General features: G+C 42.6%; 23 protein-coding genes and 2 tRNA genes. 5 read left to right on the top strand and 20 right to left on the bottom strand.

What is annotated here, in order from left to right; all coding sequences use genetic code 11:
* Positions 1-3 precede the first annotated feature (3 nt).
* Together L0M98_RS15610 and L0M98_RS15615 are read right to left on the bottom strand one after the other, a co-directional pair.
* Complete coding sequence (locus tag L0M98_RS15610) at positions 4-768, bottom strand: ABC transporter ATP-binding protein (protein WP_227216893.1); 765 nt, start codon at positions 766-768, stop codon at positions 4-6.
* On the bottom strand, positions 768-1505 hold the full coding sequence (locus tag L0M98_RS15615; protein ID WP_099291841.1) for an MlaE family ABC transporter permease: 738 nt from the start codon (positions 1503-1505) through the stop codon (positions 768-770). The genes L0M98_RS15610 and L0M98_RS15615 overlap by 1 nt, the downstream gene beginning before the upstream one ends.
* Before the next feature lie 136 nt (positions 1506-1641).
* Here L0M98_RS15615 and L0M98_RS15620 point away from each other — a divergent pair, with 136 nt between their 5' ends.
* On the top strand, positions 1642-2718 hold the full coding sequence (locus L0M98_RS15620; RefSeq protein WP_099291116.1) for a mannose-1-phosphate guanylyltransferase: 1077 nt from the start codon (positions 1642-1644) through the stop codon (positions 2716-2718).
* 26 nt (positions 2719-2744) lie between these two features.
* On the opposite strand, the gene L0M98_RS15625 is transcribed toward L0M98_RS15620, so the two are convergent.
* From L0M98_RS15625 to L0M98_RS15670, 10 genes are all read right to left on the bottom strand, one after another.
* Complete coding sequence (locus L0M98_RS15625) at positions 2745-3992, bottom strand: hemolysin family protein (RefSeq protein WP_227216892.1); 1248 nt, start codon at positions 3990-3992, stop codon at positions 2745-2747.
* Positions 3993-4571 carry an LPS export ABC transporter periplasmic protein LptC gene (gene lptC, locus L0M98_RS15630; RefSeq protein WP_227216891.1) on the bottom strand — a complete coding sequence of 193 codons (579 nt, stop codon included), beginning with the start codon at positions 4569-4571 and terminating at the stop codon, positions 3993-3995.
* Positions 4572-4574: 3 nt separating this feature from the next.
* Entirely contained in the window at positions 4575-5900 is a 1326-nt protein-coding gene (locus tag L0M98_RS15635; RefSeq protein ID WP_227216890.1) for a tetratricopeptide repeat protein, read from the bottom strand.
* Between the two features lie 95 nt (positions 5901-5995).
* Entirely contained in the window at positions 5996-6760 is a 765-nt protein-coding gene (locus L0M98_RS15640; RefSeq protein WP_186974711.1) for a type III pantothenate kinase, read from the bottom strand.
* Between the two features lie 28 nt (positions 6761-6788).
* Positions 6789-10091 (bottom strand): transcription-repair coupling factor, encoded by a 3303-nt coding sequence (gene mfd, locus L0M98_RS15645; protein WP_227216889.1) that lies wholly within the window; start codon positions 10089-10091, stop codon positions 6789-6791.
* A gap of 73 nt (positions 10092-10164) precedes the next feature.
* A complete protein-coding gene (queA, locus tag L0M98_RS15650) occupies positions 10165-11214 on the bottom strand; it encodes a tRNA preQ1(34) S-adenosylmethionine ribosyltransferase-isomerase QueA (RefSeq protein WP_099291122.1) in 1050 nt (349 codons plus the stop codon).
* Positions 11215-11251: 37 nt separating this feature from the next.
* Positions 11252-11968: a tRNA pseudouridine(55) synthase TruB gene (gene truB, locus L0M98_RS15655; RefSeq protein ID WP_227216888.1), complete on the bottom strand. Its 717-nt coding sequence runs from the start codon at positions 11966-11968 to the stop codon at positions 11252-11254.
* The gene (locus L0M98_RS15660; protein WP_099291124.1) at positions 11968-12756 is read right to left on the bottom strand and encodes an undecaprenyl-diphosphate phosphatase; all 789 of its coding nucleotides are present in this window, start codon (positions 12754-12756) and stop codon (positions 11968-11970) included. The genes truB and L0M98_RS15660 overlap by 1 nt, the downstream gene beginning before the upstream one ends.
* Before the next feature lie 69 nt (positions 12757-12825).
* Positions 12826-13083 (bottom strand): DUF3098 domain-containing protein, encoded by a 258-nt coding sequence (locus tag L0M98_RS15665; RefSeq protein ID WP_099291125.1) that lies wholly within the window; start codon positions 13081-13083, stop codon positions 12826-12828.
* A 15-nt stretch (positions 13084-13098) separates the two neighbouring features.
* Positions 13099-13965: a cell division protein FtsX gene (locus L0M98_RS15670; protein ID WP_186974715.1), complete on the bottom strand. Its 867-nt coding sequence runs from the start codon at positions 13963-13965 to the stop codon at positions 13099-13101.
* Positions 13966-14209: 244 nt separating this feature from the next.
* Between L0M98_RS15670 and L0M98_RS15675 the strand changes: the two genes are divergently transcribed.
* Positions 14210-14285, top strand: a tRNA-Gly gene (locus tag L0M98_RS15675).
* A gap of 4 nt (positions 14286-14289) precedes the next feature.
* A tRNA-Leu gene (locus L0M98_RS15680) sits at positions 14290-14374 on the top strand.
* Between the two features lie 286 nt (positions 14375-14660).
* Here L0M98_RS15680 and L0M98_RS15685 read toward each other — a convergent pair.
* From L0M98_RS15685 to L0M98_RS15715, 7 genes are all read right to left on the bottom strand, one after another.
* Positions 14661-15482 carry a hypothetical protein gene (locus tag L0M98_RS15685; protein ID WP_227216887.1) on the bottom strand — a complete coding sequence of 274 codons (822 nt, stop codon included), beginning with the start codon at positions 15480-15482 and terminating at the stop codon, positions 14661-14663.
* A gap of 5 nt (positions 15483-15487) precedes the next feature.
* On the bottom strand, positions 15488-16261 hold the full coding sequence (locus L0M98_RS15690; protein ID WP_227216886.1) for a DUF1573 domain-containing protein: 774 nt from the start codon (positions 16259-16261) through the stop codon (positions 15488-15490).
* Positions 16262-16283: 22 nt separating this feature from the next.
* On the bottom strand, positions 16284-16694 hold the full coding sequence (locus tag L0M98_RS15695; RefSeq protein ID WP_227216885.1) for a hypothetical protein: 411 nt from the start codon (positions 16692-16694) through the stop codon (positions 16284-16286).
* Positions 16695-17299: 605 nt separating this feature from the next.
* Positions 17300-19891, bottom strand: a complete 2592-nt coding sequence (gene clpB / locus L0M98_RS15700; protein ID WP_227216884.1) for an ATP-dependent chaperone ClpB — start codon at positions 19889-19891, stop codon at positions 17300-17302.
* A gap of 214 nt (positions 19892-20105) precedes the next feature.
* Complete coding sequence (gene mtnA / locus L0M98_RS15705) at positions 20106-21173, bottom strand: S-methyl-5-thioribose-1-phosphate isomerase (protein ID WP_227216883.1); 1068 nt, start codon at positions 21171-21173, stop codon at positions 20106-20108.
* A gap of 24 nt (positions 21174-21197) precedes the next feature.
* Positions 21198-22205, bottom strand: a complete 1008-nt coding sequence (locus L0M98_RS15710; RefSeq protein WP_227216882.1) for a hypothetical protein — start codon at positions 22203-22205, stop codon at positions 21198-21200.
* Positions 22206-22312: 107 nt separating this feature from the next.
* Positions 22313-22726, bottom strand: a complete 414-nt coding sequence (locus L0M98_RS15715; RefSeq protein WP_227216881.1) for a hypothetical protein — start codon at positions 22724-22726, stop codon at positions 22313-22315.
* 530 nt (positions 22727-23256) lie between these two features.
* Here L0M98_RS15715 and L0M98_RS22700 point away from each other — a divergent pair.
* Positions 23257-23580: a GNAT family N-acetyltransferase gene (locus L0M98_RS22700; RefSeq protein WP_227216936.1), complete on the top strand. Its 324-nt coding sequence runs from the start codon at positions 23257-23259 to the stop codon at positions 23578-23580.
* Positions 23577-24539 (top strand): hypothetical protein, encoded by a 963-nt coding sequence (locus L0M98_RS15720; protein ID WP_186974720.1) that lies wholly within the window; start codon positions 23577-23579, stop codon positions 24537-24539. Before L0M98_RS22700 ends, L0M98_RS15720 begins: the two co-directional genes overlap by 4 nt.
* A 296-nt stretch (positions 24540-24835) precedes the next feature.
* Here L0M98_RS15720 and L0M98_RS15725 read toward each other — a convergent pair whose 3' ends face one another.
* Positions 24836-26206: an MATE family efflux transporter gene (locus L0M98_RS15725; RefSeq protein WP_227216880.1), complete on the bottom strand. Its 1371-nt coding sequence runs from the start codon at positions 26204-26206 to the stop codon at positions 24836-24838.
* Positions 26207-26212 lie beyond the last annotated feature (6 nt).

A 26212-nucleotide genomic window follows, 5' to 3' on the forward strand; every position in this document is an offset into this window, starting at 1 on the left:
TTTTTAGCATTTTCGTCTTAATTTTTCCCGTACCATTTTGTTTAGTTTCGAAGAGAAGAGAAATTCGTTCAGCGCCTTGTTATCAGAGTACATAATGTTCTCGTTTGTACCTTCCCATTCCTTATGTCCCTCGTGGATAAACAAGACTTTCTCCCCGATCTCGAATACCGAGTTCATATCATGCGTGTTGATTACAGTTGTCATATTATACTCGTGCGTGATTTCCGATAACAGGTTATCAATCACTATCGATGTCAATGGGTCTAACCCGGAATTAGGCTCGTCACAGAACAAGTACTTCGGCTGCAACACGATAGCTCTAGCTATGGCAACCCGTTTCTTCATACCACCGCTAATCTCTGCCGGGTACAAATTTTCCACGTTCTCCAGATTCACACGCTTCAAACAAAATATAGCGCGTTCTATCTTTTCCTTTTCCGACATTGCAGAGAACAGATTCAGCGGGAACTTCACGTTTTCCAACACGGTTAGCGAGTCAAACAACGCCCCTCCTTGAAACACGACTCCCAACTCTTTCCTGATTTCTTTCAACTGTTTGGAATTCATCACCGTGATATCCCGATCGTCATACAAGATCCTTCCGGCATCAATGGTATGCAGACCAATCAGAGATTTCAACAACACCGTCTTCCCCGAACCGCTCTTCCCGATGATCATATTCACCTTACCCGGCTCGAACACGGCACTGATATCCGACAATACCTCTTTTTTATCAAATGATTTACATACTCCTTCCGCCTGTATCATTACAACAATATTTTGGTTAATATCACGTTCACAAGCAAGATGGCGATACTACTATCTACTACCGCTTTCGTGCTTGCCTTACCGACTTCCAAGGCTCCGCCTTGCACGCTATACCCGTAAAATGCCGGTATAGAGGTAAATATCACGGCGAAGAACAACGTTTTTATAATGGAATAAGTCACGTAATAAGGATTAAACGAGAAATGCAGCCCATGAATATAGTCATCGTAATTGACAACCCCGGTAGCGATACCCGAAGCGATACCCCCGATAATCCCGATAAAAACACTGAATATATAAAGTATCGGATTCACCACCAATGCCGCCGCGATTTTAGGTCCCACGAGATAAGACACGGTATTCACTCCCATCACTTCCAGCGCCTCTATCTGTTCCGTGATCTTCATACTCCCAATCTCGGAAGCGATATTACTCCCGATCTTTCCCGCTAGTATCAAACTCACGATCGTGGAGGAAAACTCCAGTAACAAAGTTTCCCGCGTCAAGTATCCAATCAAGTAACGGGGAAGCAAAGGACTGGACATATTGTAGGCCGTCTGCAATGTCAACACGACCCCGATAAAAAAAGAAATAATAGCGACCAACACGATTGAATTCAGTCCCAGTTTCTCCAACTCGTTGACTAATTCCTTCAGGTACACCCTCTTCTTTTCGGGCTTGGTAAAAATTCGCCCCATAAATAATATGTACTCCCCTATCCTGTTTAAAGCTTTCATCGGCATTAACTCCTTATATAAGACCCTCCTGAATCTCCTTCTTCAAATTTTATCGTAAAAATAGAAATTATTCACGGATTTATTACTAATTTCGACAACAATAAGATGAAATTTAATTTTAAACTTATAACTAGAAATGAACAAAAACTCGTATTGCGTTATTATGGCCGGAGGATTGGGAAAGCGCTTTTGGCCCGTGAGCACCAAGGCTTGCCCGAAACAATTTTGTGACATTCTGAACGTTGGGAAAAGCTTCCTTCGCCAAACATTCGAACGAGCAAACCAGATCTTTGATACCCAAAACATCTTCATCGTAACGGGTGTAGCCTATGAAGACCTGACCAAAGAACAGATCCCGGAGATTCCAACCGAAAATATCCTCAAAGAACCGTTTGGTAAAAATACCGCCCCGTGTATCGCTTACGCTGCCTACCGGATAGCCCGTATTAACCCGAACGCCAACATGGTTGTTGTCCCTTCCGACCATTTTATCAGTAATGACCTCGTGTATATTGATAATATCCAGAAAGGACTCTCCTTTATCGAGCAATTCGGGGGCTTACTTACAATCGGTATCAAACCCACCAGACCGGAAACCGGGTACGGTTACATTCAGATCAAAAAAAACAAATTCTCCGAATTCATTTCCAAAGTAAAGACTTTCACCGAGAAACCGGATATCGAACTTGCAAAAGTCTTTTTGGAATCCGGGGACTTCCTGTGGAATGCCGGAATATTCGTGTGGAAAGTAAAAGATATTATCGGGGAATTTAAAACTTACTTGGAAGACATTTACCTGCTGTTCGAGCAAGAATACAAGAACGCGGAGAATCCGGATTCACAAGAGAACATATCACATATTTACAGCCAGTGCCGGAATATTTCCATCGACTTCGGCATCATGGAAAAATCTTCGAAAGTATATGTTATGAAAGGGGAATTCGGTTGGTCTGACGTGGGAACATGGCATTCGTTCCACGAAATCAGCCCGAAAGACGAAAACGATAACGTATCCAATAGCGAACACGTGCTATTCACGGATTCCAAAGGGTGTATCGTTAATGTCCCCCGCGACAAGAAAGTGATTATCGAAGGCATCGAGAATATTATCATTGCCGAAAACAAAGACGTACTCATGATTTGTCATCGGGAGCATGAAGACAATATCCGGCATTTTGATGATATGCTGAAACATACAAAAAAGGAGCTTTAGAAAAGCTCCTTTTTTATATCTGTACTTTATACGGTTACTTTCACTTCTTCAATCCGCGCACTCTTTACGCTCAATATCTCGTACACGGCATTTTCGATCTCTATTTGTTCTCCTTCTTCAGGAATATCCTCGTTATAATACAGGATTAATCCGGCTAACGTTTCGTATTCCTCGTCTTCCGGCAGTTCCAAATCATACTTTTCATTCAAGTAATCCACTTCCAAACGACCGGAAAAGATAAATTCATTCGGACTTAATTGCTCTTCTTTCAAATTCAAACGATCGTGTTCATCCTCTATCTCCCCGAAAATTTCTTCCATGATATCCTCTATCGTCACCATTCCGGCTGTAATCCCAAATTCATCCACGACCACGGCTACACTTTTCTGCTCCTTCGTGAAAAGATTCAATAATCTCAATGCCGACATGGTTTCGGGCACAATCAGGATCTTACTCACCGCTTTCTTCACGGTCTCCGGGTGATGAAACAGTGCCGAGGAATGCACGTAACCAATCACGTTATCAATAGAATCCCGATAAATCAATATCCGGGAAAGCCCTGTTTCCACGAATCGGTTCCGCAACTCGTCCAGACTGCTGTCTATGGGCAAAGCCACGATATCCGGACGCGGCACGATACATTCCCGTAACTTGATTTCCGAGAAATCCAAGGCGTTACGGAACAACTTGATATCATGTTCATCCTCGTTCTCCACGCCGGCAGTTTCCCCCTCCTCTATCAGATTATTCAAGTCTATCTTGCCGAAAGCACGATTCTCCTCTTTCGCCAATTTACGCCCCGTGAATATCCGCAACAACAGTCCCCCGAACCATACCGAGAAATAAGAAATCGGGAAAAACAGGATATAAAAGATAAATACAGGTACTGCAAAAACACGAAGAAACAAATTCGGACGCAACCTGAAAACCGCTTTAGGCAAAAACTCACCCGACACCAACATAATCAAAGTAGAGATCAATGTTACCAATATCAATCTCAATCCCAATGAAATACCATAGCTTTCCAAACGAGGATCAAGGTAATCGGACATAAAAATACCATACACGACCATTACCACGTTATTACCCACCAGTATCGTGGTAATATACATTCCCGAATTGGATATAAAAAGGTCTATCACCTTCTGCGTGATACCCTTATTCGATTTATCAATCTCTATAAGCAACTTATTGGATGCCATGAATGCAATCTCCATTCCAGAGAAGAAAGCAGACAACACCAGACAAATTAATATAGCTACTAATACTGACATTTAAGGCTGTTGTTTTTCTACAATTACCCCGGTCACTTTATTAAAGACCGGATTCCGTAACGATTGGTCGGACTTGAATCCGTTGTTTCCCTCGATAATATTCTCGTCCGCCGTTAAGCGGGAATAGCGGTCGGAGTAAACGATCTCCTTCTTCATATCCCAATAAAGAAGCTCCGTCTCCAACTTCTCACCCTTATCATTAATCACGACAACATCATCGCGCAACTCCCACAACATCTCCTCTTCCAATTTCTTCGCGTATTTCGAAGTGATGGAACCGATCATCGTTCCGTCTTTCTCGTACAACTCGGCATGAATCCCTTTCGGAAATTCGTCATATTTCTTGTTTTCCTCGTTATACTTGTTATAAAGCGGTGTCGTTACCCGATATTTCAGTCGTGCGGAATCGGAATAAAACAATTCCATGTTTTCCCCGGACATTTCGGGCAATCCCGCCCGTGTATTGATAGCGTTGACCTCCTTGATGTCCGTTTTGCACGAGAAAAGCATTACCGCCCCCAAAGCAAGGGCGGTAATGCTTCTTATCATTATTCCTAAAGCACGATATCGAAATATCATATATTATTCTTTAAATCTAGCTGTCGTTGTTTCATTAATCCAACCGCCCACTTTCACATTAGCACCTGCCGTGATAGAACGGAAGAATGCATCTTCTTTCGACGGGAAATAAATAGAATACTTGGAAATAAACTCATTCGCCTTTTCTGCAACTGAAGGATCAACTTGTTTTGCCTTAACGAATTTATCAACAGCAGCCCAGAATACAGTACGTTTCTCAAATTCATCTCCCTCGTAATTGTTGCTGGCAGAAGCATAAGCCAAACCGATAGTCAGATAAGCCTGTCCCAAGTTCGGATTACTCTTCAAAGCTGCCAAAGCATATTTCTTTGCTTGCTGGTAATCTCTTTTGGTAGACAGATACACCTGAGCCAGATTCAAATTATAATCGGCACGATCCGTTTCGTTATCCGTTTTGTCAATTGCTTCTTTCAAGTATTGTTCGAATTTGGGAATATCATTCTTACGATAAAACATAATAGCCAAACCGTAAGCAGCTTCAGCACTCGGCTCCTTGTGATAAATACTTTCCGCGATAGTCGCGTACAACGGTAAATCCGTACAATCTTGCTTTTTCAGCAATTTGTAAATATCTTTCAATACACTCAGACTATCTTTGTTTGCCTCGTACTTTTTAACCAACAAGTCGTTTAAAGTCATGCAGTCTGCCAATCCGGAATCAATAAACATGGCTTCCAGATTTGCCTTACATACCAGATAATCATCACAGCCTTTTTCTCCCGAACTGGCTTGCTTATCCACGAAATCGGCAAAATCAATATACAAGTTGATAAAATCATCCTTTGTCAGTTGATTTTCCTTGGCTAATGCACACGCTACTTGAAATGTCATGTGAACTTGCATAGGAGGAACATCCTTTTCCAACTCGTATGACTTCATCATATTATGGAAAGCATCTTTAATCATGTTTATGTCGCCATTAGCATACTTGAATTGGGCCATACCTTTTTTCCCCAATACAATTCCTTCCTTATTGTTGGGATTATTCTTCATGTATTGGTTACGGCGATCAAAAACCATCATCAAAGTATCCACGTATTCCTTCTTCTTGGTCTTTCTAATCATATACTCCATGATTACCTCACCGCGTACGTAAGTATTCAATTGAAATGCCGGAGCATTCAAGAACACGTATCTCCAAGGAGCTAAAGCCTCCTCGTAATTTTTCTGTTTAAAATATTCAGTGTAAAGAGAGGCATTCAAAATGGTATTCGCGCTATCCAGCCCAAATTTAGACTCCAACGTTTGCGCCTTCGTCCCGATAGTGAATAAGCACATTCCTAATGCCAGTACAGCAATTTTTTTCATGGTCATCCCTTTATTTTAAGTTATAGTTCGAATTAGTATTTTTCATCACAGCATGTGTTCCAACTTGAACACGTTTGCAAAATTACCACTATTTTTCAAATACGGAAATCTATCCTTAATTTTTCACTGCCTATTAACCGTTTTTGATATTCTAAAACTCTGTTTAAACCTAAGTTTACCAGTTTATCCTCAAAAAAGACGGATCTATTCAGTGTTTTTTTCAAATATTCACTTCCTCCCCCAGTAATAATCACCACAGCATCGGGATTATCACGGTAAATCTCATCTATATAACCTCTTATTTCAAAAAGTGTACCATTCATCACACCGTTCAAGATGGCATCATGTGTATTTTTCCCTATATAGCCGTGATTCACATCACATTTCACCAACGGCAGACTCACCGTGAACTCGTTCAAGGCACGGAAACGAATCCCCAACCCCGGGGAAATATTCCCACCTCGAAATTCCCCATCCGCGCTCACGAAATCATACGTGATAGCCGTTCCCGAATCGATAATCAATAATTCCTTTCCCGGAAATAACACGACACCTCCCACGCACCCGGCTATCCGGTCCACTCCTAAAGTCTTCGGCGTATCGTATCCCAATCTGATCGGCAAATCCATTTCCGGCGACATCTCGCAGAAAAAAGTAGAAACACTCTTCAAATGCTCCCGTACTTCTTCGGATATTGCTCCCGTACTCGACAAGATCATATTCACTTCCTGCCCCCGGTGCAAATAAGCGGACGCCAATTCGTATGCTTCCGGCACGCCCATGCCGCAAACAACCCAATCCCCGTCATCATAAACGGCGTATTTGGTACGCGTATTTCCTATATCAACGATCAGATTCACTAATTTTCCATTTTATAGTTTATCACTTTCAACTTTCATAAACGTACTCCCAAACCTCCCGGATAATCGCCGACACTTTATTAATATCCTTTATATCCGTGAAAATCAGACTCAATTTATCATTCTTTTCACTCATCTTGCAAGGAATAATCTGTTTCTGCACGAATTTAAGCAATTCACTGAAAACCGGCGAAGCATAGAACGGAGAATCTTGATCACTGATAAAATAAACGACCATTTTATTATTCTTCACCATCAGACGCTCTATACCCAAATCGACACATCTCTGACGAATCCGCACAACCTCGACCAACCCGCTAACCTTTGAAGGTATTTCCCCGAACCGATCCCGCATCTCGATCTCGAAACGCTGTAAGGCACTCTCGTCCGTGATATTATCCAACTCCCGGTATAAACGAATCCTCTCGCTCACGTTTTCCACGTAAGTATCCGGTATCAACAATGCGAAATCCGTGTCAATCACGCAATCCGTCGTGAAAGCCGTCGGCTCGTCAGCCTGCTCTTTCTGCAATTCCGGAAATTCCTCATCCCGCAACTCCAACAATGCCTCGTTCAGAATACGCTGGTACGCCTCGTAACCGATTTCCGCTATAAAACCCGATTGTTCGCCACCCAATATATTTCCCGCCCCGCGGATATCCAAATCCTGCATGGCAATATTGAAGCCGCTTCCCAACCCGCTATAATCCTCGATAGCTTTCAACCGCCTTCGGGCGTCCGCGTTCACCAACTCCAAAGGCGGGGCCAACAAGTAGCAAAAGGCCTTCCGGTTAGAACGCCCTACCCGTCCGCGTAATTGATGCAAGTCACTCAACCCATAGTTTTGTGCCTGATTAATAATAATCGTATTTGCATTCGGGATATCTAATCCCGACTCTATAATAGTCGTCGCTATCAGCACATCGTAATCCCCCCGGATAAAATCGTGCATCACGGTTTCCAACTCCTCGCCACTCATCTGCCCGTGCCCCACGCAACTTTTAATACCCGGGATCAAACGATGGATCATATATTGTATATCCCGAATATTATCCACCCGGTTATGAATAAAAAAGACCTGTCCGCCACGGCTCACCTCGTACGTTATAGCATCTTTGATAATCTTCTCGTCAAACCGGTGCAATTCCGTCACGATCGGATAGCGGTTAGGCGGCGGAGTCCGTATAATCGACATATCCCGGGCACCCATCAACGAGAATTGCAACGTACGCGGGATCGGCGTTGCCGTCATGGTAATCGTATCCACGTTCAATTTCAAACGCTTCAACTTCTCTTTCACCGCTACCCCGAACTTCTGCTCCTCATCCACGACCAACAGTCCAAGGTCTTTAAACTTCACGTCCAGACTTGTAAGACGATGAGTTCCTATAATAATATCCACTTTCCCCGCTTCCAGATCTTTCAAAATCCGTTTGATATCCGCGCTCTTCTTCATCCGGCTGATATACTCCACCCGACAAGGCATTCCCTCCAAACGCTTTTTAAAAGTATTGTAATGTTGATAAGCCAACACGGTCGTCGGCACAAGTACCGCCACCTGCTTGCTGTCTGCGACCGCCTTAAATGCCGCCCGGATAGCAACTTCCGTTTTCCCGAAGCCGACATCCCCGCACACCAGACGATCCATAACGTGAGGTTTCTCCATATCCTCCTTCACCGCCTGAATCGCCTTCATCTGGTCGGGAGTCTCCTCGTACATGAAAGAAGCCTCCAGTTCATCCTGCAAAAAACTGTCTTTTGAAAAAGCATAAGCCTCCTCTCTACGACGTTTAGCGTACAAAGCGATCAATTCTCGGGCAATATCCTTCACCCTTGATTTCGTACGCTGTTTCAGCTTATTCCATGCCTCGCCGCCTAATTTACTCACGGCAGGCGGCTCGCCGTCCTTCCCCTTGTATTTGGAAATCTTATGCAAGGAGTGCAGGCTCACGTACAACTCGGCGTTATTCTTGTACACCAAGCGTATTGCCTCCTGCTCCCTACCGTCATTATTTATTTTTGTCAATCCCCCGAACCGTCCGATTCCATGATCTATATGAACCACGTAATCACCGGGATGCAGGTTTTGCAATTCACTGATCGTGATCGCTTCCCGTCCCTTGCGTATCTGGGTGGTCTTCAAACGATATTTCTGGTAACGGTCGAAAATCTGGTGTTCCGTGTACACGCATATCTTGACATCGGCATCACTAAATCCCTCGTGTACCGTACCGTCCACCGGGACAAAATTAACCGCATACCCTTTATCCGAGAATATATCCCTCAATCGCTGCAACTGCATGTCATTCGTTGAACAAAGATAAATGGAATAACCATTCTGTTGCTTATCCGACAAATGTTCCGCCAGCAAATCAAACTGCTTGTTCACCGCGGGTTGCACCTCTGCCTCCAGACGAAGTACATCTCCCCGGAAATAGAGTTCCGGCCCCCATTCGATCACGCTGTTGCTCTCGATCGAGTGAAACAAATCTCCGGCATCAATCAACACATTCCCGGCATCTTCCTCCCTCAACGTGTTAATCCGATCATGAACCAACAACGAATTTTTCATCCACCACGTGGTATCCTTCCCCAAAAATTCCATCAAACCCACGCTCTCGTCCTTCCCCGTCGCCTCGCTCAAATCGGGAACAATCACCACCCGTTCGATCAATTGCTCCGACAACTGCGTTTCCACGTCAAAATAACGAATACTTTCAACCTCGTCCCCGAAAAAATCTATTCGCACGGGGCGTTCCTCCGCGAACGAGTAGACATCCACGATACTTCCCCGGATTGAAAACTGCCCGGGTTCATACACGAAATCACTCCGCTCAAACCCGTACTCGGAAAGCAAAGATTCAAGAAAAGAAATAGATAATTTCTCCCCCTTGGCAACCGGCATCGACATATCCGCGAGCACGGTCTTACTGACCACTTTTTCAGCCAACGCCTCCGTGTAAGTCACCACCATGCTCACCTGCTTTGCCGTTAAAGCATTCAATACTTCCGTGCGAACCAGAATAGAATCATTATCCTTATCCTCGAAATTACCGACCCGACGATAGGAAGAAGGCAAGAAACGCACGTTCTCCTCGTCAAAGAAAGTCAACAGATCATTATAAAAATAGGCTGCCTCCTCCTTATCGTTCATCACGAACAATTGAAGACTCTTCATCTCCTGCTCGACACTAGCGGCAACAAACGAAACAATCGACCCGATCCCGTTTTCCAGTTTTATCTTTATTCCCGGGCGTTCACTCAAACGCCGGGTAATCTTCCGGACAACAGGATGCGCCTGAAAAAGTTTCAATAACTCCTTTGCTTCCAAATTTCTTCCTCTTTATCAAAAAAACGGCATACCTTTCAGCACACCGTCTTTCTATTTGTCTATATATTCCTTATCATATAATCAACATGGCATCTCCATACGTGCCGAATCTATACTTCTCCTTGACAGCAACATCGTAAGCCTCCATCACATGTTCATATCCCCCGAAAGCGGCTACCATCATCAACAAAGTAGAATAAGGCAAATGGAAATTGGAAATAAACGCATCCGGCACGCTGAAATCATACGGCGGAAATATAAATTTATTCGTCCAGCCGTCAAACTCCGTCAACCGTCCTTTCGTCGTCACGCAACTCTCCAGAGTACGCACGACAGTTGTTCCCACGGCACATATTTTATGCTTCTCGTCTTTCGCATCATTCACGATCTTCACGGTTTCCGGCCCCACGATAATTTGCTCCGAGTCCATCTTATGCTTTGTCAAATCCTCGACATCCACTTCCCGGAAATTACCCAAACCTACATGCAACGTGATATAAGCGAAATCAATACCCCTGATCTCCATACGTTTCATCAACTCGCGGCTAAAATGCATCCCGGCAGTGGGAGCGGCAACAGCCCCCTCGTTCTTGGCAAAAATAGTCTGATAGTTCTCGGCATCCTCCGGCTCCACCTTCCGGTTGATAAACCGGGGAAGCGGAGTTTCGCCCAACGCGTACAACTCCTTTTTGAACTCGTCATACTCCCCGTCATACAAAAAACGCAAAGTTCTCCCGCGGGAAGTTGTATTGTCAATCACCTCTGCCACCATACTATCATCTTCCCCGAAGTACAGCTTATTACCGATACGAATCTTCCGCGCCGGATCAACCAGTACATCCCAGATACGTAATTCCGGGTTCAACTCTCTCAACAGGAATACTTCAATCTCCGCACCTGTCTTTTCCTTGTTTCCATATAGCCGAGCCGGGAATACCTTGGAGTCGTTAAACACGAACACGTCTTTTTCATCGAAATAATCAATCACATCCTTGAAAATCTTGTGTTCAATCTTTCCGGTTTTTCGATCCAATACCATTAAACGAGCCTCATCCCGATTCTTAGCCGGATGCAAAGCGATTAACTCCGGCGGCAACTTATATTTAAACTTTGATAGTTTCATGCTGAACAATTTTATATATTAACCAAATCCTGCTAAATTACAAATTTTCTCCTAAAATTCCAATAATTTCATCCATTTTAAATCCGTCTTCCACCCGAAAGTCCCCTACACGAGTCCTTCTTAAAGCGGAAAGATGCGAGCCGCTCCCGCAAGCTTTACCCAAATCGTGTGCCAAAGAACGGATATAAGTCCCCTTGCTGCAAACAATCCGAAGCTCCACTATTGGAAACTCCACTTTCAATATTTCAATCTCCCTCACGGTCACTTTCCGGCTTTTCATTTCAACCTCGTCCCCCCTGCGAGCCATCTCGTAAGCACGGACCCCGTCGACACGAACCGCCGAATAAGAAGGCGGGAATTGTTCTATCTCCCCGACAAACTGACGAACAGCTTGCTCCAGACATTCCCGATTGACATGTGTATACGGAAATTCCGCATCAAAAGATGTTTCCAAATCATAAGAAGGCGTCGTGTGCCCGAAAGTTATTTCCGCCACATACTCCTTCTCCTGCCCCATGTACTCCTCTATATTCTTTGTTTCTCTCCCCACGCAAACAATCACGACTCCCGTCGCCAATGGGTCCAACGTCCCCGCGTGTCCCACCTTGATTTTCCCGTACCCTTTACGCAGGCAGATGCGAATCTTGTTTACCACATCGAAAGACGTCCAACGCAACGGTTTATCCACCACAAGGACAGCCCCCGCCCGAAAATCATCTCCCTCTCTAAAACGTATATTTCCCCACTCCTTCATTATCCCAATACAATCGTCAATATACCGGCAATCGCGCAATAAATCGCAAACCAGATCAATTTACCTTTCTTCACGATATTGATCATCCAACGGCATGCAATGCATCCCGACACGAAAGCGGCAACAAACCCTACCAGCAAAGAAACCGTGGAGATACCGCTTTGAGAAGCACTGAATCCGCCTTTCATCAAATCAAGAAATGCCTCTCCCAGAATAGGGATTAACACCATTAAAAAGGAGAATTTCGCCACCGCTTCTTTTTTATTTCCCAACAGGATACCCGTGGCAATCGTCGAACCGGAACGGGATAAACCCGGCAACACGGCACAAGCCTGAGCGATTCCGATCACGAAAGCATCCATAAATGATATTTTCTCCTTCACTCGCGGTTTGGCATAATAAGCAAATGCCAACAACAAAGCGGTCACCAACAACATGCAACCGACAACCAATAACCCGGAACCGAACAGCTCTTCCACGTAATCTTTAAAACAAAAACCCACGATAGCCACCGGAATCATAGAAAGAAAAATCTTCAACACGTAGGCCATCTCATCATTATACTTGAAAGTAAAGAATCCTTTGAAAAGTATTGAAACCTCTTTCCACAAGACCACGATCGTACTGCAAACCGTTGCCGCGTGCACCGCCACGGCAAACGTCAGATTCTCCTCTCCCTGTAAGCCAAATAAGGCACTAAATATCTGCAAATGTCCGGAACTGCTTACCGGTAAAAATTCTGTCAATCCTTGGATCACTCCAAGAACCAATGCCTGAAACCACTCCATTTATTAATTAAAAATTGAAAATTGAAAATTGAAAATGCACGCACACTCAATACTCAATTTATATTAATACTATTTCTCCTCTTTTTCCTTGGACTTCCGCATGATTGCCCAAAACACGAAACCGAAACCGAACAGCACAACGATCGGGGCTAACGTGATTCTTCTGAAACTAAAGATATCGTAATTAAACGTTTCGGGAGAATCCGCTCCCCCACCCATCATCAACAGGAATCCGACTACAACAATACCGAATCCGATAAGAATCATCTTGTAATTTTCTTTCGGGATAGGGAATCCGTCTTTTTTTTCGTTTAAAATTCTTGCCATATACTTTATTTTAATTTACGCGTACAACGTGTTCAAATCCTTGTTCAAATACCGCCGCACCGAGAACCATGCCGAGAAGAACGACAACAGCACCCCGGAAAGCATCACGAATCCGACCATAACAACAATAACATCCATGTGCATGATATTAATCACTTTACTCACTTTCTCCTGCACGACAAATATAGCTCCCAATAAAATCAGGTTAGCAATCAACGCACCAAAGAATCCCCGCCACATACTGCCATACACGAAAGGCTTGCAAATAAAGAACGGCGTCGCCCCGACCAATTGCATTGTCTTGATCAACAATCGCTGGGAATACACCGCCAAATGAATCGTGTTACGAATCAACGTGAACGAGATCAACACCAACACGGCACCCACGATCAAAAACAGCAAAGTAATGCGATGAATATTCTCGTTTATACTCTCTATCATGGATTTCTGATAATATACCTCGTGGATAATATCAAACCGGGCTAACCCCTTCTCGATCACGGCCAACGAATCATTATTCGCGTATTCGGGATTCAACCTGATCTCTATTGACGGCAACAAGGGATTTCCTCCCAATATAGCCTCGAAATCTTCCCCCATCTCCTTTTTAAAAGATTTTGCGGCCTGTTCTTTCGTGATATAAGTGGAAGAATAAACAAAAGGACGGGTATCCAAAATCTTCTGCACCCGCTTGATCTCCGCCTCATTCGTGTTGTCTTTCACGATAACGGCAAAGCCGATATTCCGCCTCACGTGATCTGATATTAACCGGGCATTCAACAAAATAAACACAAGCATACCCACCACGATCAGCACTAGAGAAATACTGATCGTGGAAACAAAATATGAACCTTTTCCTCTTTTGCTTCCTGTACCTGACATTGTTTTTGTCTTAAAAACTCGACAAATATAATCATTCTACTCCCGAGAACAATCAATTCAAGAAAAAAATCATCACAACTCTTCATCTCATCCCCGAATAACTCCATGAATAACAGATTTTAAGAAATCAATTAAAAAAATCTGCCGCATTTTCTCCTAAAACCTTTTGCACGTATTAAAAATTGCCCTATATTTGCAATCGCAAAAATGGAAAGCGTTCCTGTCAAATTTTGCAAGCAATTATGCGAAAATAGCTCAGTTGGTAGAGCATAACCTTGCCAAGGTTAGGGTCGCGGGTTCGAGTCCCGTTTTTCGCTCCAAGTTGCTCGAGTGGTGGAATCGGTAGACACGCGGGACTTAAAATCCCGTGGCCATTGCGGCTGTGCGGGTTCAAGTCCCGCCTCGAGTACATTTTATACCAAAAACCTTCTGAAATCAGAGGGTTTTGATTTTATAGGAACGTATTTAGGAACGGTCATAACTTTATAACCAATTTTCTCTCTTTATCTAAGGTAATATCTATCCCTCCACGGAATATACAAAAATTTAAATGAAAATTAAAAATGGGAGAGATTTTCATGCTAATCTTCCTCATCTGTTATTAATGTATTAGCGACATACTAAAGAAAACATCGCTATTTCTTGTTAGCTATGTTGCTTTAACAAGAAGCCCAGTAACAATCTATCGGGGAGTTTTATTGTTCAGTATCTGAAATATAATGCAAAATAAATGCAGTAATATGTTTATGGTATGGATTTTTTACAGCACCTATATATTCTACCACATGTGTAGTTTCATTTTCGATTATATTCTGGTATGGCCCTATTATTTGATTTGAGTGACACTTGAATTCATCACCAGGTTCATCTGGACAACAATTAGAAATATAATATGCATCATACAGGTTATTCTCTTTATTTTTGATTCCTTGAAGTGAGGCAATACCATAACCATCTTTTTTTAATTGAGAACTTGCAAAATTAAAAAATTCCGATGTATATTCAAAATTATAATAATTAGCATGTAACGTATAACAAAACATAAAATTATCATTGAAATGGATTTCACCTTTATATACTGTAACAGGACGCCACGGTGCTCTTGATTGAATATTTTTTTCTCGTAGTAAAATTTTATATCCAATAGAAGTTAGTTCAAGTTGATATTTTCCAGATTGTAGCAATTGATTTTCTTGATTCCAACAATCTATTAAATAATTATATATATTATCTGATATTTTCAAATCTGCACCATCTTGAACATCCCAAGACAATAAATTGTTATTAAATTTCAAATGATTTAACATTCTCTGGTGAGCAAGGAGATACACGTCTAAATGTTCATCTATTACACGGGGATTATTCAAATCACCCTCGAAACCCAAATAAACAGAATCAGCATATAAAGTAGCATAAGAAATTTTTTGTTGTTCCATTGATTCATTACATCCTATTAACAACATAATTAATCCAAGTAATATTATACCAGAAAAAAAGTAAGTAGATAATGTTTTCATTAAAACTAATTTTTAGATTTAACATGACTTTTAATAACAATCATTTTTAAAGGTGTCCGTGGATCATTTGTGATAAGACGTATTTTTTGAACGGACGAACCAATTTGTGCTTGAGGTTGGTAATCAATATGCAGTGTAGTATATTGTCCATTGGCTATTAGTCGATTCTCAATCTTTGGGGTCGCACATCCACAAGTAGACTCTATTTTTCTAATTACAAGATCTTTATCTCCTATATTCTTAATTCTCACAGGAATTTTTATCAATTCATTGTTACCTTGGAAAAGATTAAATTCAAATGTATCTCTTTCTATCGATATACAAGGAGGAGCAATAAATGAATCTTGATTAAAATTTTCAATAATAACACCATCCATTTGTAACCCTGTTACAAGAATTTCGCCATTAGTTTCAAAATGTATAGCTTCATGATATTGTCCAAAAAGAGAAGTATCACGCCCATAAAAAGAAACGAATAGCGAGTCAATTCCATGTTTTGGTAATAAAAAAACTTCTTCTGCAGAAAGTAATGAACCGCCACACCATCGCAAGACTGTTATTTCAGGATGTTCTTTTAATACTTTAAAATAAATATCTTTCTTTGTAGGGTTATAAACATTAATTTTTCTTAGATATTTATTCTCCATATTTATTATTCCCCATTCAATCATACTCTCACTGAATAACAATTCGCCAATAGGTGTTGTACACTCAATTTGTTTTATTTCTCCCCTACATGATAAAAGAATAAAACATAGAAATAAAAGAATCTTATTCATTACTTAATTTTTTAATTATTTACTATTGGCATATCTTAATCATCGCATAACCATAAGGTAGTAATCTCAAAGTAAACTTTCCTGATTTCAATAATTCATTATCATATTGCCAACATCCTGTTATATACTCATAAATATTTTCAGATACTTTTACGTCGTTACTAGAAAAATTCCATATCAATGTATCATCAAATCTCAAATGTCTTGTCATCCGTTTATGGGCAGCCATGTACACGCCCAATTGTCTATCCATAACCCAAGGATATTCTAAATTTCCTTCACATTCTAGAAATGTAGAGTCTGTATATAAACAAGTATAATATGATACTCGATCATTTCTTTCACTATAACTAGATTGTGTCTTCTCATAAGCACAACTAGCATAGAATAAAAATCCTATGCAAAATAAAATACTAGCATATCTTGAAAACATATTCTGTTTATTTATATCCTTAATTAATATTTCAACAAAAATTAATACAATCAATTTTCACACAAATCTAAAAAATATTTTCTAAAACAAAAAACACTTAATTCCAACTTGTTCGTATTTTGCAAAAATGACTAATTCTTTACAAAATATACGCCTACCACAAATGTAATCACAATTACAGCTATAAAGCCCACGATCCAACCCCAACTACCCATTACACCGGAACGTCCCTCTTTTGTTTCTACATTGACGACTTTTCTCCTTCTTCCTGCTTGTTTACCGCCATCTTTGTTGTATCCAAATCTTGCCTATCCGTCTTCTTGCTAATCTACGTACCATACTTTCTCCCGAGCTTTCCTAAACATACCCGAAGTACAAACACAACATTGATACCAATTACTGCTGTTATTCCAAAGATACTTCGTTAGGAAAGTGTTCATATCCAAGAGGAACTCCGAGGACGTCCATATCTCAAAAACAACACTCCAATAATTATCAACACCATCGACAATACCATGCAGAACACGGGAATAAACGCATTCGGCTATAAAAACAAAAGCCTGCAACCATCAGGCTACAAGCTTCTGCATTACATGTATCATAATTTACTTATTCTCGAAGACAATCTTGTCATCCTTCACGTCTACCACGATACGGCTATCCCGCGATACCTCCTCCGCCAATATTTGCTTGGACAACTCATTCAGCAAAGTACGCTGTATCACCCGTTTCACGGGGCGGGCACCGAATTGCGGATCATATCCGGCTTCGGCAAGCCATTCCACGGCTTTATCCGAAATCTCGATAGCGATACCGTTATTCCCCAGCATCTTCTTGACTCCGTTAAACTGCAAACGCACGATATCCACTATCTCGGACTTCTTCAACGGGGCAAACATCACAATCTCGTCAATACGATTCAGAAACTCGGGACGAATCGTCTGTTTCAGCATCTCGTAAACCTCGCGATTTGTCTTCTCTAACACCTCATCCCGGTTATTCTCGTCAATACCTTTCAGTTTATCCTGAATAATATGCGCGCCGATATTTGAAGTCATGATGATAATCGTATTCTTGAAATCGACCACCCGACCTTTATTATCTGTCAAACGACCGTCATCCAACACTTGCAACAAGATATTGAACACGTCCGGGTGCGCCTTCTCGATCTCGTCGAGCAACACCACGGAATACGGTTTCCGCCGAACAGCTTCCGTCAACTGTCCGCCCTCGTCATATCCCACGTATCCGGGAGGCGCCCCGATCAACCGGGACACGGAATGACGTTCTTGGTACTCGGACATATCTATACGGGTCATCAATGACTCGTCGTCAAACAGGAACTCCGCCAATGCCTTCGCCAACTCGGTTTTTCCGACACCCGTCGTTCCCAAAAAGATAAATGAACCGATCGGTCGTTTGGCATCCTGCAACCCGGCACGATTCCGTCGTACCGCATCAGCTAATGCCGCGATCGCCATTTCCTGACCAACCACCCTCTTGTGCAATTCATCCTCCAGATGCAATAACTTCTGCCTTTCACTCTGCATCATGCGGCTCACCGGAATCCCCGTCCATTTAGAAACCACGGCGGCAATATCATCCTCCGTCACCTCTTCCCGGATCAGCGATTCCCCGTGCTTCATATCCGCCAGCTTGGCTTTTACCTCCTCGATTCTCGCCTCCGCCTGCTTGATTTTACCGTAACGCAACTCGGCAACTTTACCGTAATCGCCTTCGCGTTCAGCACGACTAGCCTCGAACTTGTACTGCTCTATCGCATCCTTATTCTTCTGTATCTCGTCAATCAAGGATCGCTCGGACTCCCATTGAGCACGCAATTTCGTGCGTTCTTGGTTCAAATCCGCCAATTCCTTCTGAATCTCGTCCAATTTCTTACTTTTGCCATCCCGCTTGATCGCCTCTTTCTCGATCTCCAACTGCTTGATCTTACGATCCAACTCGTCAATCTCTTCCGGCACGGAATTCATCTCCAACCGCAGACGGGCAGCCGCCTCGTCCACTAAGTCAATCGCCTTATCGGGCAAAAAACGATCGGAAATATACCTGTGCGACAACTCCACGGAAGCAATAATCGCGTCATCCGTGATCCGCACTTTATGGTGATTCTCGTAACGCTCTTTCAAACCGCGCATAATACTGATCGCGCTCATCACGTCCGGTTCGTCAATCATCACCTTCTGGAACCGGCGCTCCAACGCCTTGTCCTGCTCGAAATACTTCTGGTACTCGTTCAGCGTCGTCGCACCTATCGCCCGCAAATCACCTCTTGCCAATGCCGGTTTCAGTATATTCGCCGCATCCATGGCTCCGTCGGATTTTCCCGCGCCGACCAAAGTATGTATCTCGTCGATAAACAAGATAATTTCCCCCTCGGAAGACAACACTTCGTTAACCACGGCTTTCAATCGCTCCTCGAACTCCCCTTTATATTTTGCCCCGGCAATCAAGGCACCCATATCCAAAGAATAAATATTCTTGGATGCCAGATTCGAGGGCACATCCCCGTTCACGATACGTTGCGCCAATCCCTCGGCAATAGCGGTCTTACCCACACCCGGTTCACCAATCAGAATCGGGTTATTCTTCGTTCTCCGCGACAATATCTGCAACACCCGGCGTATCTCGTCATCCCGCCCGATCACCGGGTCGAGTTTCCCGTTTCGGGCACGTTCATTCAAATTGATAGCGTACCTTCCCAAGGCATCGTAATTATCCTCCGCCGATTGGGAATTTACTTTCGACCCCTTCCGCAACTCGTTGATCGCTTCCCGGGTTTCTTTCTCGGTCATACCCGCGTCCTTCAACATACCGGACACAGGATCTTTCACCGACAACAAGCCTAAAAGAATATGCTCCAATGAAACATATTGGTCACCCATCTCTCCCGCCAGCTTCGCGGCTTTCTCCAGCACCTTGTTCGCCTCGTCGGACAAATAGGGGGAACCTCCCGATACCTTCGGGTAAGCATCCACGATACGGTCTAACGCCGCGACAACATTCCGACTATTAATACCCAATTTATTAAAAATAAAAGTGGTGATATTTTCGCCCTTCTCCAGTATCCCCTTCAACAAGTGACCCGTCTCGATCGCCTGTTGACCTTTTTCCTGCGCCAGCTGCACTGCTGCCTGCACCGCCTCTTGCGACTTAATTGTATAATTATTCATGTTCATAGTCTCAATCACTCCTTTCTGCGTTAGAAATTACAAAGTATATACCGAAACTCACGCCCAAAAGTTTCACGATTGAAATATGAAATCAACAAACGTCACATCTCACTGATAATCAAGAAATAAAAGAAGCGTCAGGAATTTTTCCATTTCGAGAAACACTTCCCCGTGAACCCCCACGTCTGTCATTTTGTCTTTAAAAATACTAATTATTATGTCAAAATGTCTTTTCTTTCCACATCCTTAACGTCTCCCCGAAAGGCGGATAAGCAATCCCCCGCTCCGTGATAATCGCCGTGATCAAATCAGCGGAAGTCACGTCAAAAGCCGGGTTATACACCTTCACGCCTTCGGGCGCCATTCTCCGGGCATACCATTTCTCCGTCACCTCCTCGCGAGCACGCTCCTCGATCTCGATCTGTTCACCCGTGGGACATCCCATGTCTATCGTTGAAGTAGGTCCTAACACGTAAAACGGGATATCGTAATATTTCGCCAATACCGCTACCCCCGAAGTACCGATCTTGTTCGCCGTATCACCGTTGGCTGCCACCCGGTCACACCCCACCAGCACGGCCTGTACCCGCCCCTGCTTCATCACCGTTGAAGCCATATTATCACAAATCAAAGTGACATCCACCCCGGCCTTCTGCAACTCGTAAGCCGTCAATCGGGCTCCCTGCAATAGAGGACGAGTTTCATCGGCAAACACGGAAAAGGCATATCCCCGTTCTTGTCCCAAGTAAATCGGCGCCAAAGCCGTCCCGTACTCGGACACCGCCAAATGCCCCGCGTTACAATGCGTGAGCAACCCCATCCCCGGGCGCAGCAACGACAACCCCCACTCCCCAATTCGCTTGCAAGCCACGGCGTCTTCTTCCCGGACAGCCTCTGCCTCCTCCCGCAATACCCGCTTCCAGTCCTTTACCCCTCCTTCCCGATGCCGCAATAACTGGGCTTCCATCCGGTCTAACGCCATAAACAAATTCACCGCCGTGGGACGAGAGGACTCCAGATACTTCTTTACCTTCACGAACTCCCGATAGAAACTCTCGAAATCCGTCACCTCCACTCCCTGCATCAACACGGCAACCCCGTAAGCCGCTGCCACCCCGATAGCCGGGGCTCCCCGTACCTTCAACGAATAAATCGCCTCCCAAATCTCCTCCGCCGTCTTCAACGCCAGATAAACCTCCCGGTTCGGCAAGCACGTCTGATCCAAAATCACCAAAGCGTTTTGCCCGTAATCCGCCCGAACGGTTAGCATCGTAAACAAATTTCCCATATCCCAATAGTTTTCCGGATTTCTTTACTTATCAACTTCTTTAAACTTGTCAACAAAGGTATCCAAATTCTGAATCAAATAATCATCTTTTGCCCGGTAAAGGAGATTTCGTTCAGGCTTGAAAAATTGCCGTACACCGATAATAACATTCCTCTCCCCGATTTCGACCAAATGAAACGGTTCATGCACATCTTTCACCCCCGTCACCGTATGTCGTTTTGAAATAAAATAACGAGCATCCTCCTCCTTGGACATATTATCCCTCGTCAACACATAAAATGTCGAATCCGTATCAAAAATCACCCCACATCTACTGCTTAATACAAAAGCAGGATAGACAAGCTGCCCGAATTGGTATATATTATCCAATTCCAGCAACACACGCCCACATCCATCCCATTTCTTATAAAAAATATGATATTTATTATTTTGATAATAATACATGAATCCCTCTGATATCTTATCATGATCATCTTTCGGTCTGTATATCTTATTCGCTAACACCTTATTCACCAAAAAAGAAACTTTCCGATTCAGAACCTTATCTATTTTCGCCCTGCCCAAAGAAGTTTCAGTATGAGGTCCCCAGTAACGAGTCTCAAATGTAGTGTCTCGTTGTTCCCTAAAAACACTTTCCTTGTTCTTTATTCCATATTCTATCAGCTGAAGCGTTTTCGTCGCGTTATACGTTTTCGCCTCCAAGTTAAACAAAAGGGTATCACCCGTACTTCCTCGTCTGCACTGAAGTTTATACCGGGGAACAATATCGTCCACGTAACTATGTTTAAAACTTAAAATAATCGGCTGTTTATAATCCATTTCTCTTGAAAGCATCTCCACCAACTGACCGATAATTAGAGCCTTAAACCTTTCCTCGTGTCGATTAAAACCAAATTGATACCACACCTCCACGTTCCCGTATTTGTTTGTCATTATCAGATCCGAATGTCCCCAAACCGGCTTCATCACACAAAGTAACAAAATCAGCACAAAACAACCTTTCATTTTACCTCTTTCCATATTATCATTCATCTCACTATAAACATTTTAACTGTAAAGTTATAAATTTTCCTTCACATCTTGATAATTTAAATCATAAAAGGAAAGAGGGAGCCTTTCGACTCCCCCGTTTACCTACATTATTTCACGACCACCGTGAATACCGAATCAAGAGCGTAAGTGTATCCTTCGTTCGACACCCGAATATTAATCACGTACCGCCCGGGTGGTACGGTGTGATTCCACGGCAACTCGATAATGCCTTTTCCTTGCATCGTGAATTGATCGGCAACCTCGGGATGAGCGCTATTTATACTCTTGATGGAGTAGTGAATTGGTGCGGTTCCTTGCACCCCCTCGATGGAAGTGCTTTGCCACGGTATTTGAAACTCTATCTGCCTCGCGTCCCAATCGGGGTCAAGTTCCGCTTTAACGATCATACTGTCCGATTGATACACGGCATCCCTCGTTTCCAAGTACCCGACCGTCACGTCATGACATCCTGCCTGTACCAACAGCAACAGTCCAAAAATCAATACATATACCTCTCTCATAATTTTCAATTTTGCATTTTCAATTATTACAGTTGTGTTCAGAGAAACAAGAAATGTGATTGTAATCTATTGAATAATAGATTTTTGAAGAAGAAGAGTATAACAATGGGTAACGATATAGAAATGAGCAAACTACTTTGGTCTACTGAGTTTTTCCATCGCTTCAAATAACTCTATTACAAAGATATAAATAATAATCTAATCGTGTTGCTGAATAAAATATTTCTTTCTTTGTAAAATACGCTATCATGCTCAAATTTTAAGTGCAAAATGCAATTCGATGAATTTTGATTCACTTTTACACTTAATCATCTCACAAATAGGCATATCTTTGTGAGAAAATAAATGTATTGATATGGTAGAATTACGTAAAATTGAACATGTGTCACCTCATATAATATGTGAATTAGCAAATAACTATAAGATTGCTATAAACTTACGTGACATATTTCCTCATCCATACACTCATGATGATGCCGTTGCTTTTATTGAATTAGCTACAACAGGGGGCATTAGGAGATGTTTTCGGTATCTATGCTGAAAATGAGTTTGTCGGTTGTTGTAGTTTAATCCCTCAAAATGATGTTTATAGAATTAATGCAGAAATAGGATACTGGATTGGCGAACAATATTGGAGAAATGGATATGCAACAGAAGCAGTTAAACAATTAGTTGCAATAGCTTTTAATCAATTAGGCATCAATAGAGTATATGCAAATATTTTTGAATATAATGTCGCATCAATGAGGGTATTAGAGAAAATTGGATTTGAGAAAGAGGCAATTGTTAAATTGTCCGTCATAAAAGAAGGACGAATATTTAATGAATACATATATAGCATTATGAATATATGAAAGATGAAGCAATAAAACATATAATTAGCAGGTGTAATCTAAATGAAATAGTTGATATACTGTCCGATAAATTGAGTGGTTCAGAGTTAAACTCTTTGCTATTAGAGGTGTTTGACAGGCGTACCACAAAAGAAACACCATCTTCCTTATTGAGTAAATACAGTAAAAACAAATTGGCTAAACCTGCACAATTAGATTTTCTGGAATTTAAAGAGGAAGAATTGGAATGCTGTAAAATAATTGCGAATAACAACTATGAATTAATTGAGTTATCTCCTGTTACTCAATTAGGTACAAGTAGTGTAATGGCAACAGTAAATCAAAAAAAAGTTCTTACAGCACTAAGAAACACGGAAGTTCAGTCCGACCCAACAAATGCAATAGCTTTGCATTATGCTTCATTAAAGAAAAGTAATGAACTGTCTGAGAAAACATATAATTTTGGTAATGTATCAAGAGTTATAAGAACTCAGGTTTTCTCAAACCCAAATTTTACACCTCATTTTCCTCTTTTGTGCCTAATTTCGTGCGGTATGGATACGGGTAGTTTTGAATTTGAAAGAACTGAATTACATAAACATTTAGCCATAACACAGAAGGTCTGCAAAGAAGTCTTTGGGTTTGAAAATATATTCTTTGAAATTATACCCTGCAAAGGATATGATGAAAAAAGTCAATTGGTATCAGATACCTTATTTTATAATAAAAATAGCGGTTTGGATATTCGTATTGCCAAATTAGATTCACACAATAATTATTACTACGGCATTAGAATTAAAGCTAAGATTATTATTAATGGGGTAGAACATGAAATAGGTGATGGAGGATTACTTAACTGGACTCAAAACTTATTGGCAAATAAAAAAGAACGTATGCTCACAATGGGGATAGGGATACAATTATTGCACTTATTTAAGAAACACGCAAGAGATTTATCAAGAGCACAAAATCTTCTTTAAAACAAAACCCGCTGATTTTTCGGGGTGTACCCGTCAAGAATAGGGGACAAAACCGCTTCAAAGCCGGTTCAAAGCCGGTTCAAAGCCGCTCGTGAACGTCTTTGAAACGTCTTTGTATCGAAGGTGAAACGTCTTTGTTCCCTTATTACTCCCTTATCTCCACGTGTTCTCTCTTGATTTACATCGAGTCTTCACGTTATCCCGTCCTGAAAAAGTTTACCGTAAACTTTAGTAAACCTACATCAGCACTATCCAGAATATCTTATTTCATTGAATCTTCTCCAAGTTCACTATTTTCACTCCAAAGAAACATCGCGAAATTTCAAGTGAAAACATTTACGATAGTACCACATCCCGACAATATCAGCCAAGAACCAGCCGACAGGCACCGCCCACCAGATACCCACCACTCCTATTGCCGGAATCGCAGACAAGACATAAGCCAAGACGACACGGGTTCCCAGCGAAATGACCGTTAAGACTACGGACATTCCCGGCTTTCTTATCCCCCGATAGAAACCGTATAACAAGAACAGACAGCCGATGCCACAATAGAAAGCCCCCTCGACACGCAAGTATTGAACCCCGATCGCGATAATCTCGGACTCTGTCGCGGGGACAAAAATAAGCATCAGAGGACGGGCGAAAATGAACACGAGCAAGGAAATAAAAAGACAGAACAACATTGTCGAAATGACCGCCACACGGATTCCCTCCCGGATACGCTTCGTCTTCCCTGCTCCAAAGTTTTGAGCGATGAAGGTTGAAAAAGCATTACCAAAATCCTGAACGGGCATATACGCGAACGAATCAATTTTCACCGCCGCGGCGAATGCCGCCATGACAGCGATCCCGAAACTATTGATTAAACCTTGCACCATCAGAATACCGAAATTCATCACGGATTGCTGCACGCAGGTCAACGAGGAATAAACGGCAATCTCCTTTACTGTCGCCCATTTCATCCGCATATCCTGACGGCGGATTCGAAATTCCGGGAATTTCTTTATCGCGTAAAGACAGAGCCCGACTCCCGACACGGCTTGAGCGACGACGGTAGCCCATGCCGCACCGCGAACACCCCAGCCAAACAAAAGAATAAACAACAAGTCAAGAACAATATTCAACACAACAGCGACAGCCAAGAACCATAACGGCACAACCGAGTTACCGATGGCACGCAACAGGCAAGCATAATAATTATAAATAAAAGTGAAACCTATCCCCCAAAAGATAATCCACAGATATTCCCGCATCAACGGGTACACGTCTTCCGGCACCTGCAACAATCTCATGATAGGATCAATCCAAACAAAAGCGATAATATTCAACAACAAAGTGACAGCCCCTATCAATACCAAGGCAACAAAAGCACTACGTTTCATCGCTTCCTTATTTCCCGAACCGTACTGAAGCGAAAAGACTACCCCGCTTCCCATGCACAACCCTAAAAGTACCGAAGTCAAGAAGATCATCAAGGCGTACGCAGAACCCACCGCCGCCAAAGCGTTTGCCCCGAGGAATTGCCCCACGATCAGGGTATCCGCGATATTATATAATTGTTGTAATAGATTGCCCAGTATCATGGGGACGGCAAACCATAATAATCCAAGAGATATATTGCCGGCTGTCAAATCACGAACCTCTTTTTTTATACCAATTGCCATACTCCC

The sequence above is a fragment of the Butyricimonas sp. DFI.6.44 genome (assembly GCF_022132345.1).
GTDB lineage: Bacteria > Bacteroidota > Bacteroidia > Bacteroidales > Marinifilaceae > Butyricimonas > Butyricimonas muris.

Excerpts from the sequence above, each read along its gene's own strand:
- clpB (WP_227216884.1), bottom strand. The coding sequence starts at position 19,891 with ATGAACATGAATAATTATACAATTAAGTCGCAAGAGGCGGTGCAGGCA.
- L0M98_RS15685 (WP_227216887.1), bottom strand. The coding sequence starts at position 15,482 with ATGAAAACATTATCTACTTACTTTTTTTCTGGTATAATATTACTTGGA.
- L0M98_RS15710 (WP_227216882.1), bottom strand. The coding sequence starts at position 22,205 with ATGAATGATAATATGGAAAGAGGTAAAATGAAAGGTTGTTTTGTGCTG.
- L0M98_RS15690 (WP_227216886.1), bottom strand. The coding sequence starts at position 16,261 with ATGAATAAGATTCTTTTATTTCTATGTTTTATTCTTTTATCATGTAGG.
- L0M98_RS15625 (WP_227216892.1), bottom strand. The coding sequence starts at position 3,992 with ATGTCAGTATTAGTAGCTATATTAATTTGTCTGGTGTTGTCTGCTTTC.
- L0M98_RS15660 (WP_099291124.1), bottom strand. The coding sequence starts at position 12,756 with ATGGAGTGGTTTCAGGCATTGGTTCTTGGAGTGATCCAAGGATTGACA.
- mtnA (WP_227216883.1), bottom strand. The coding sequence starts at position 21,173 with ATGGGAAATTTGTTTACGATGCTAACCGTTCGGGCGGATTACGGGCAA.
- L0M98_RS15635 (WP_227216890.1), bottom strand. The coding sequence starts at position 5,900 with ATGAAAAAAATTGCTGTACTGGCATTAGGAATGTGCTTATTCACTATC.
- L0M98_RS15695 (WP_227216885.1), bottom strand. The coding sequence starts at position 16,694 with ATGTTTTCAAGATATGCTAGTATTTTATTTTGCATAGGATTTTTATTC.
- truB (WP_227216888.1), bottom strand. The coding sequence starts at position 11,968 with ATGAAGGAGTGGGGAAATATACGTTTTAGAGAGGGAGATGATTTTCGG.
- L0M98_RS15670 (WP_186974715.1), bottom strand. The coding sequence starts at position 13,965 with ATGTCAGGTACAGGAAGCAAAAGAGGAAAAGGTTCATATTTTGTTTCC.
- queA (WP_099291122.1), bottom strand. The coding sequence starts at position 11,214 with ATGAAACTATCAAAGTTTAAATATAAGTTGCCGCCGGAGTTAATCGCT.
- L0M98_RS15720 (WP_186974720.1), top strand. The coding sequence starts at position 23,577 with ATGAAAGATGAAGCAATAAAACATATAATTAGCAGGTGTAATCTAAAT.
- L0M98_RS15610 (WP_227216893.1), bottom strand. The coding sequence starts at position 768 with ATGATACAGGCGGAAGGAGTATGTAAATCATTTGATAAAAAAGAGGTA.
- L0M98_RS15615 (WP_099291841.1), bottom strand. The coding sequence starts at position 1,505 with ATGAAAGCTTTAAACAGGATAGGGGAGTACATATTATTTATGGGGCGA.
- L0M98_RS15665 (WP_099291125.1), bottom strand. The coding sequence starts at position 13,083 with ATGGCAAGAATTTTAAACGAAAAAAAAGACGGATTCCCTATCCCGAAA.
- L0M98_RS15715 (WP_227216881.1), bottom strand. The coding sequence starts at position 22,726 with ATGAGAGAGGTATATGTATTGATTTTTGGACTGTTGCTGTTGGTACAG.
- lptC (WP_227216891.1), bottom strand. The coding sequence starts at position 4,571 with ATGATATTTCGATATCGTGCTTTAGGAATAATGATAAGAAGCATTACC.
- L0M98_RS15725 (WP_227216880.1), bottom strand. The coding sequence starts at position 26,206 with ATGGCAATTGGTATAAAAAAAGAGGTTCGTGATTTGACAGCCGGCAAT.
- L0M98_RS15620 (WP_099291116.1), top strand. The coding sequence starts at position 1,642 with ATGAACAAAAACTCGTATTGCGTTATTATGGCCGGAGGATTGGGAAAG.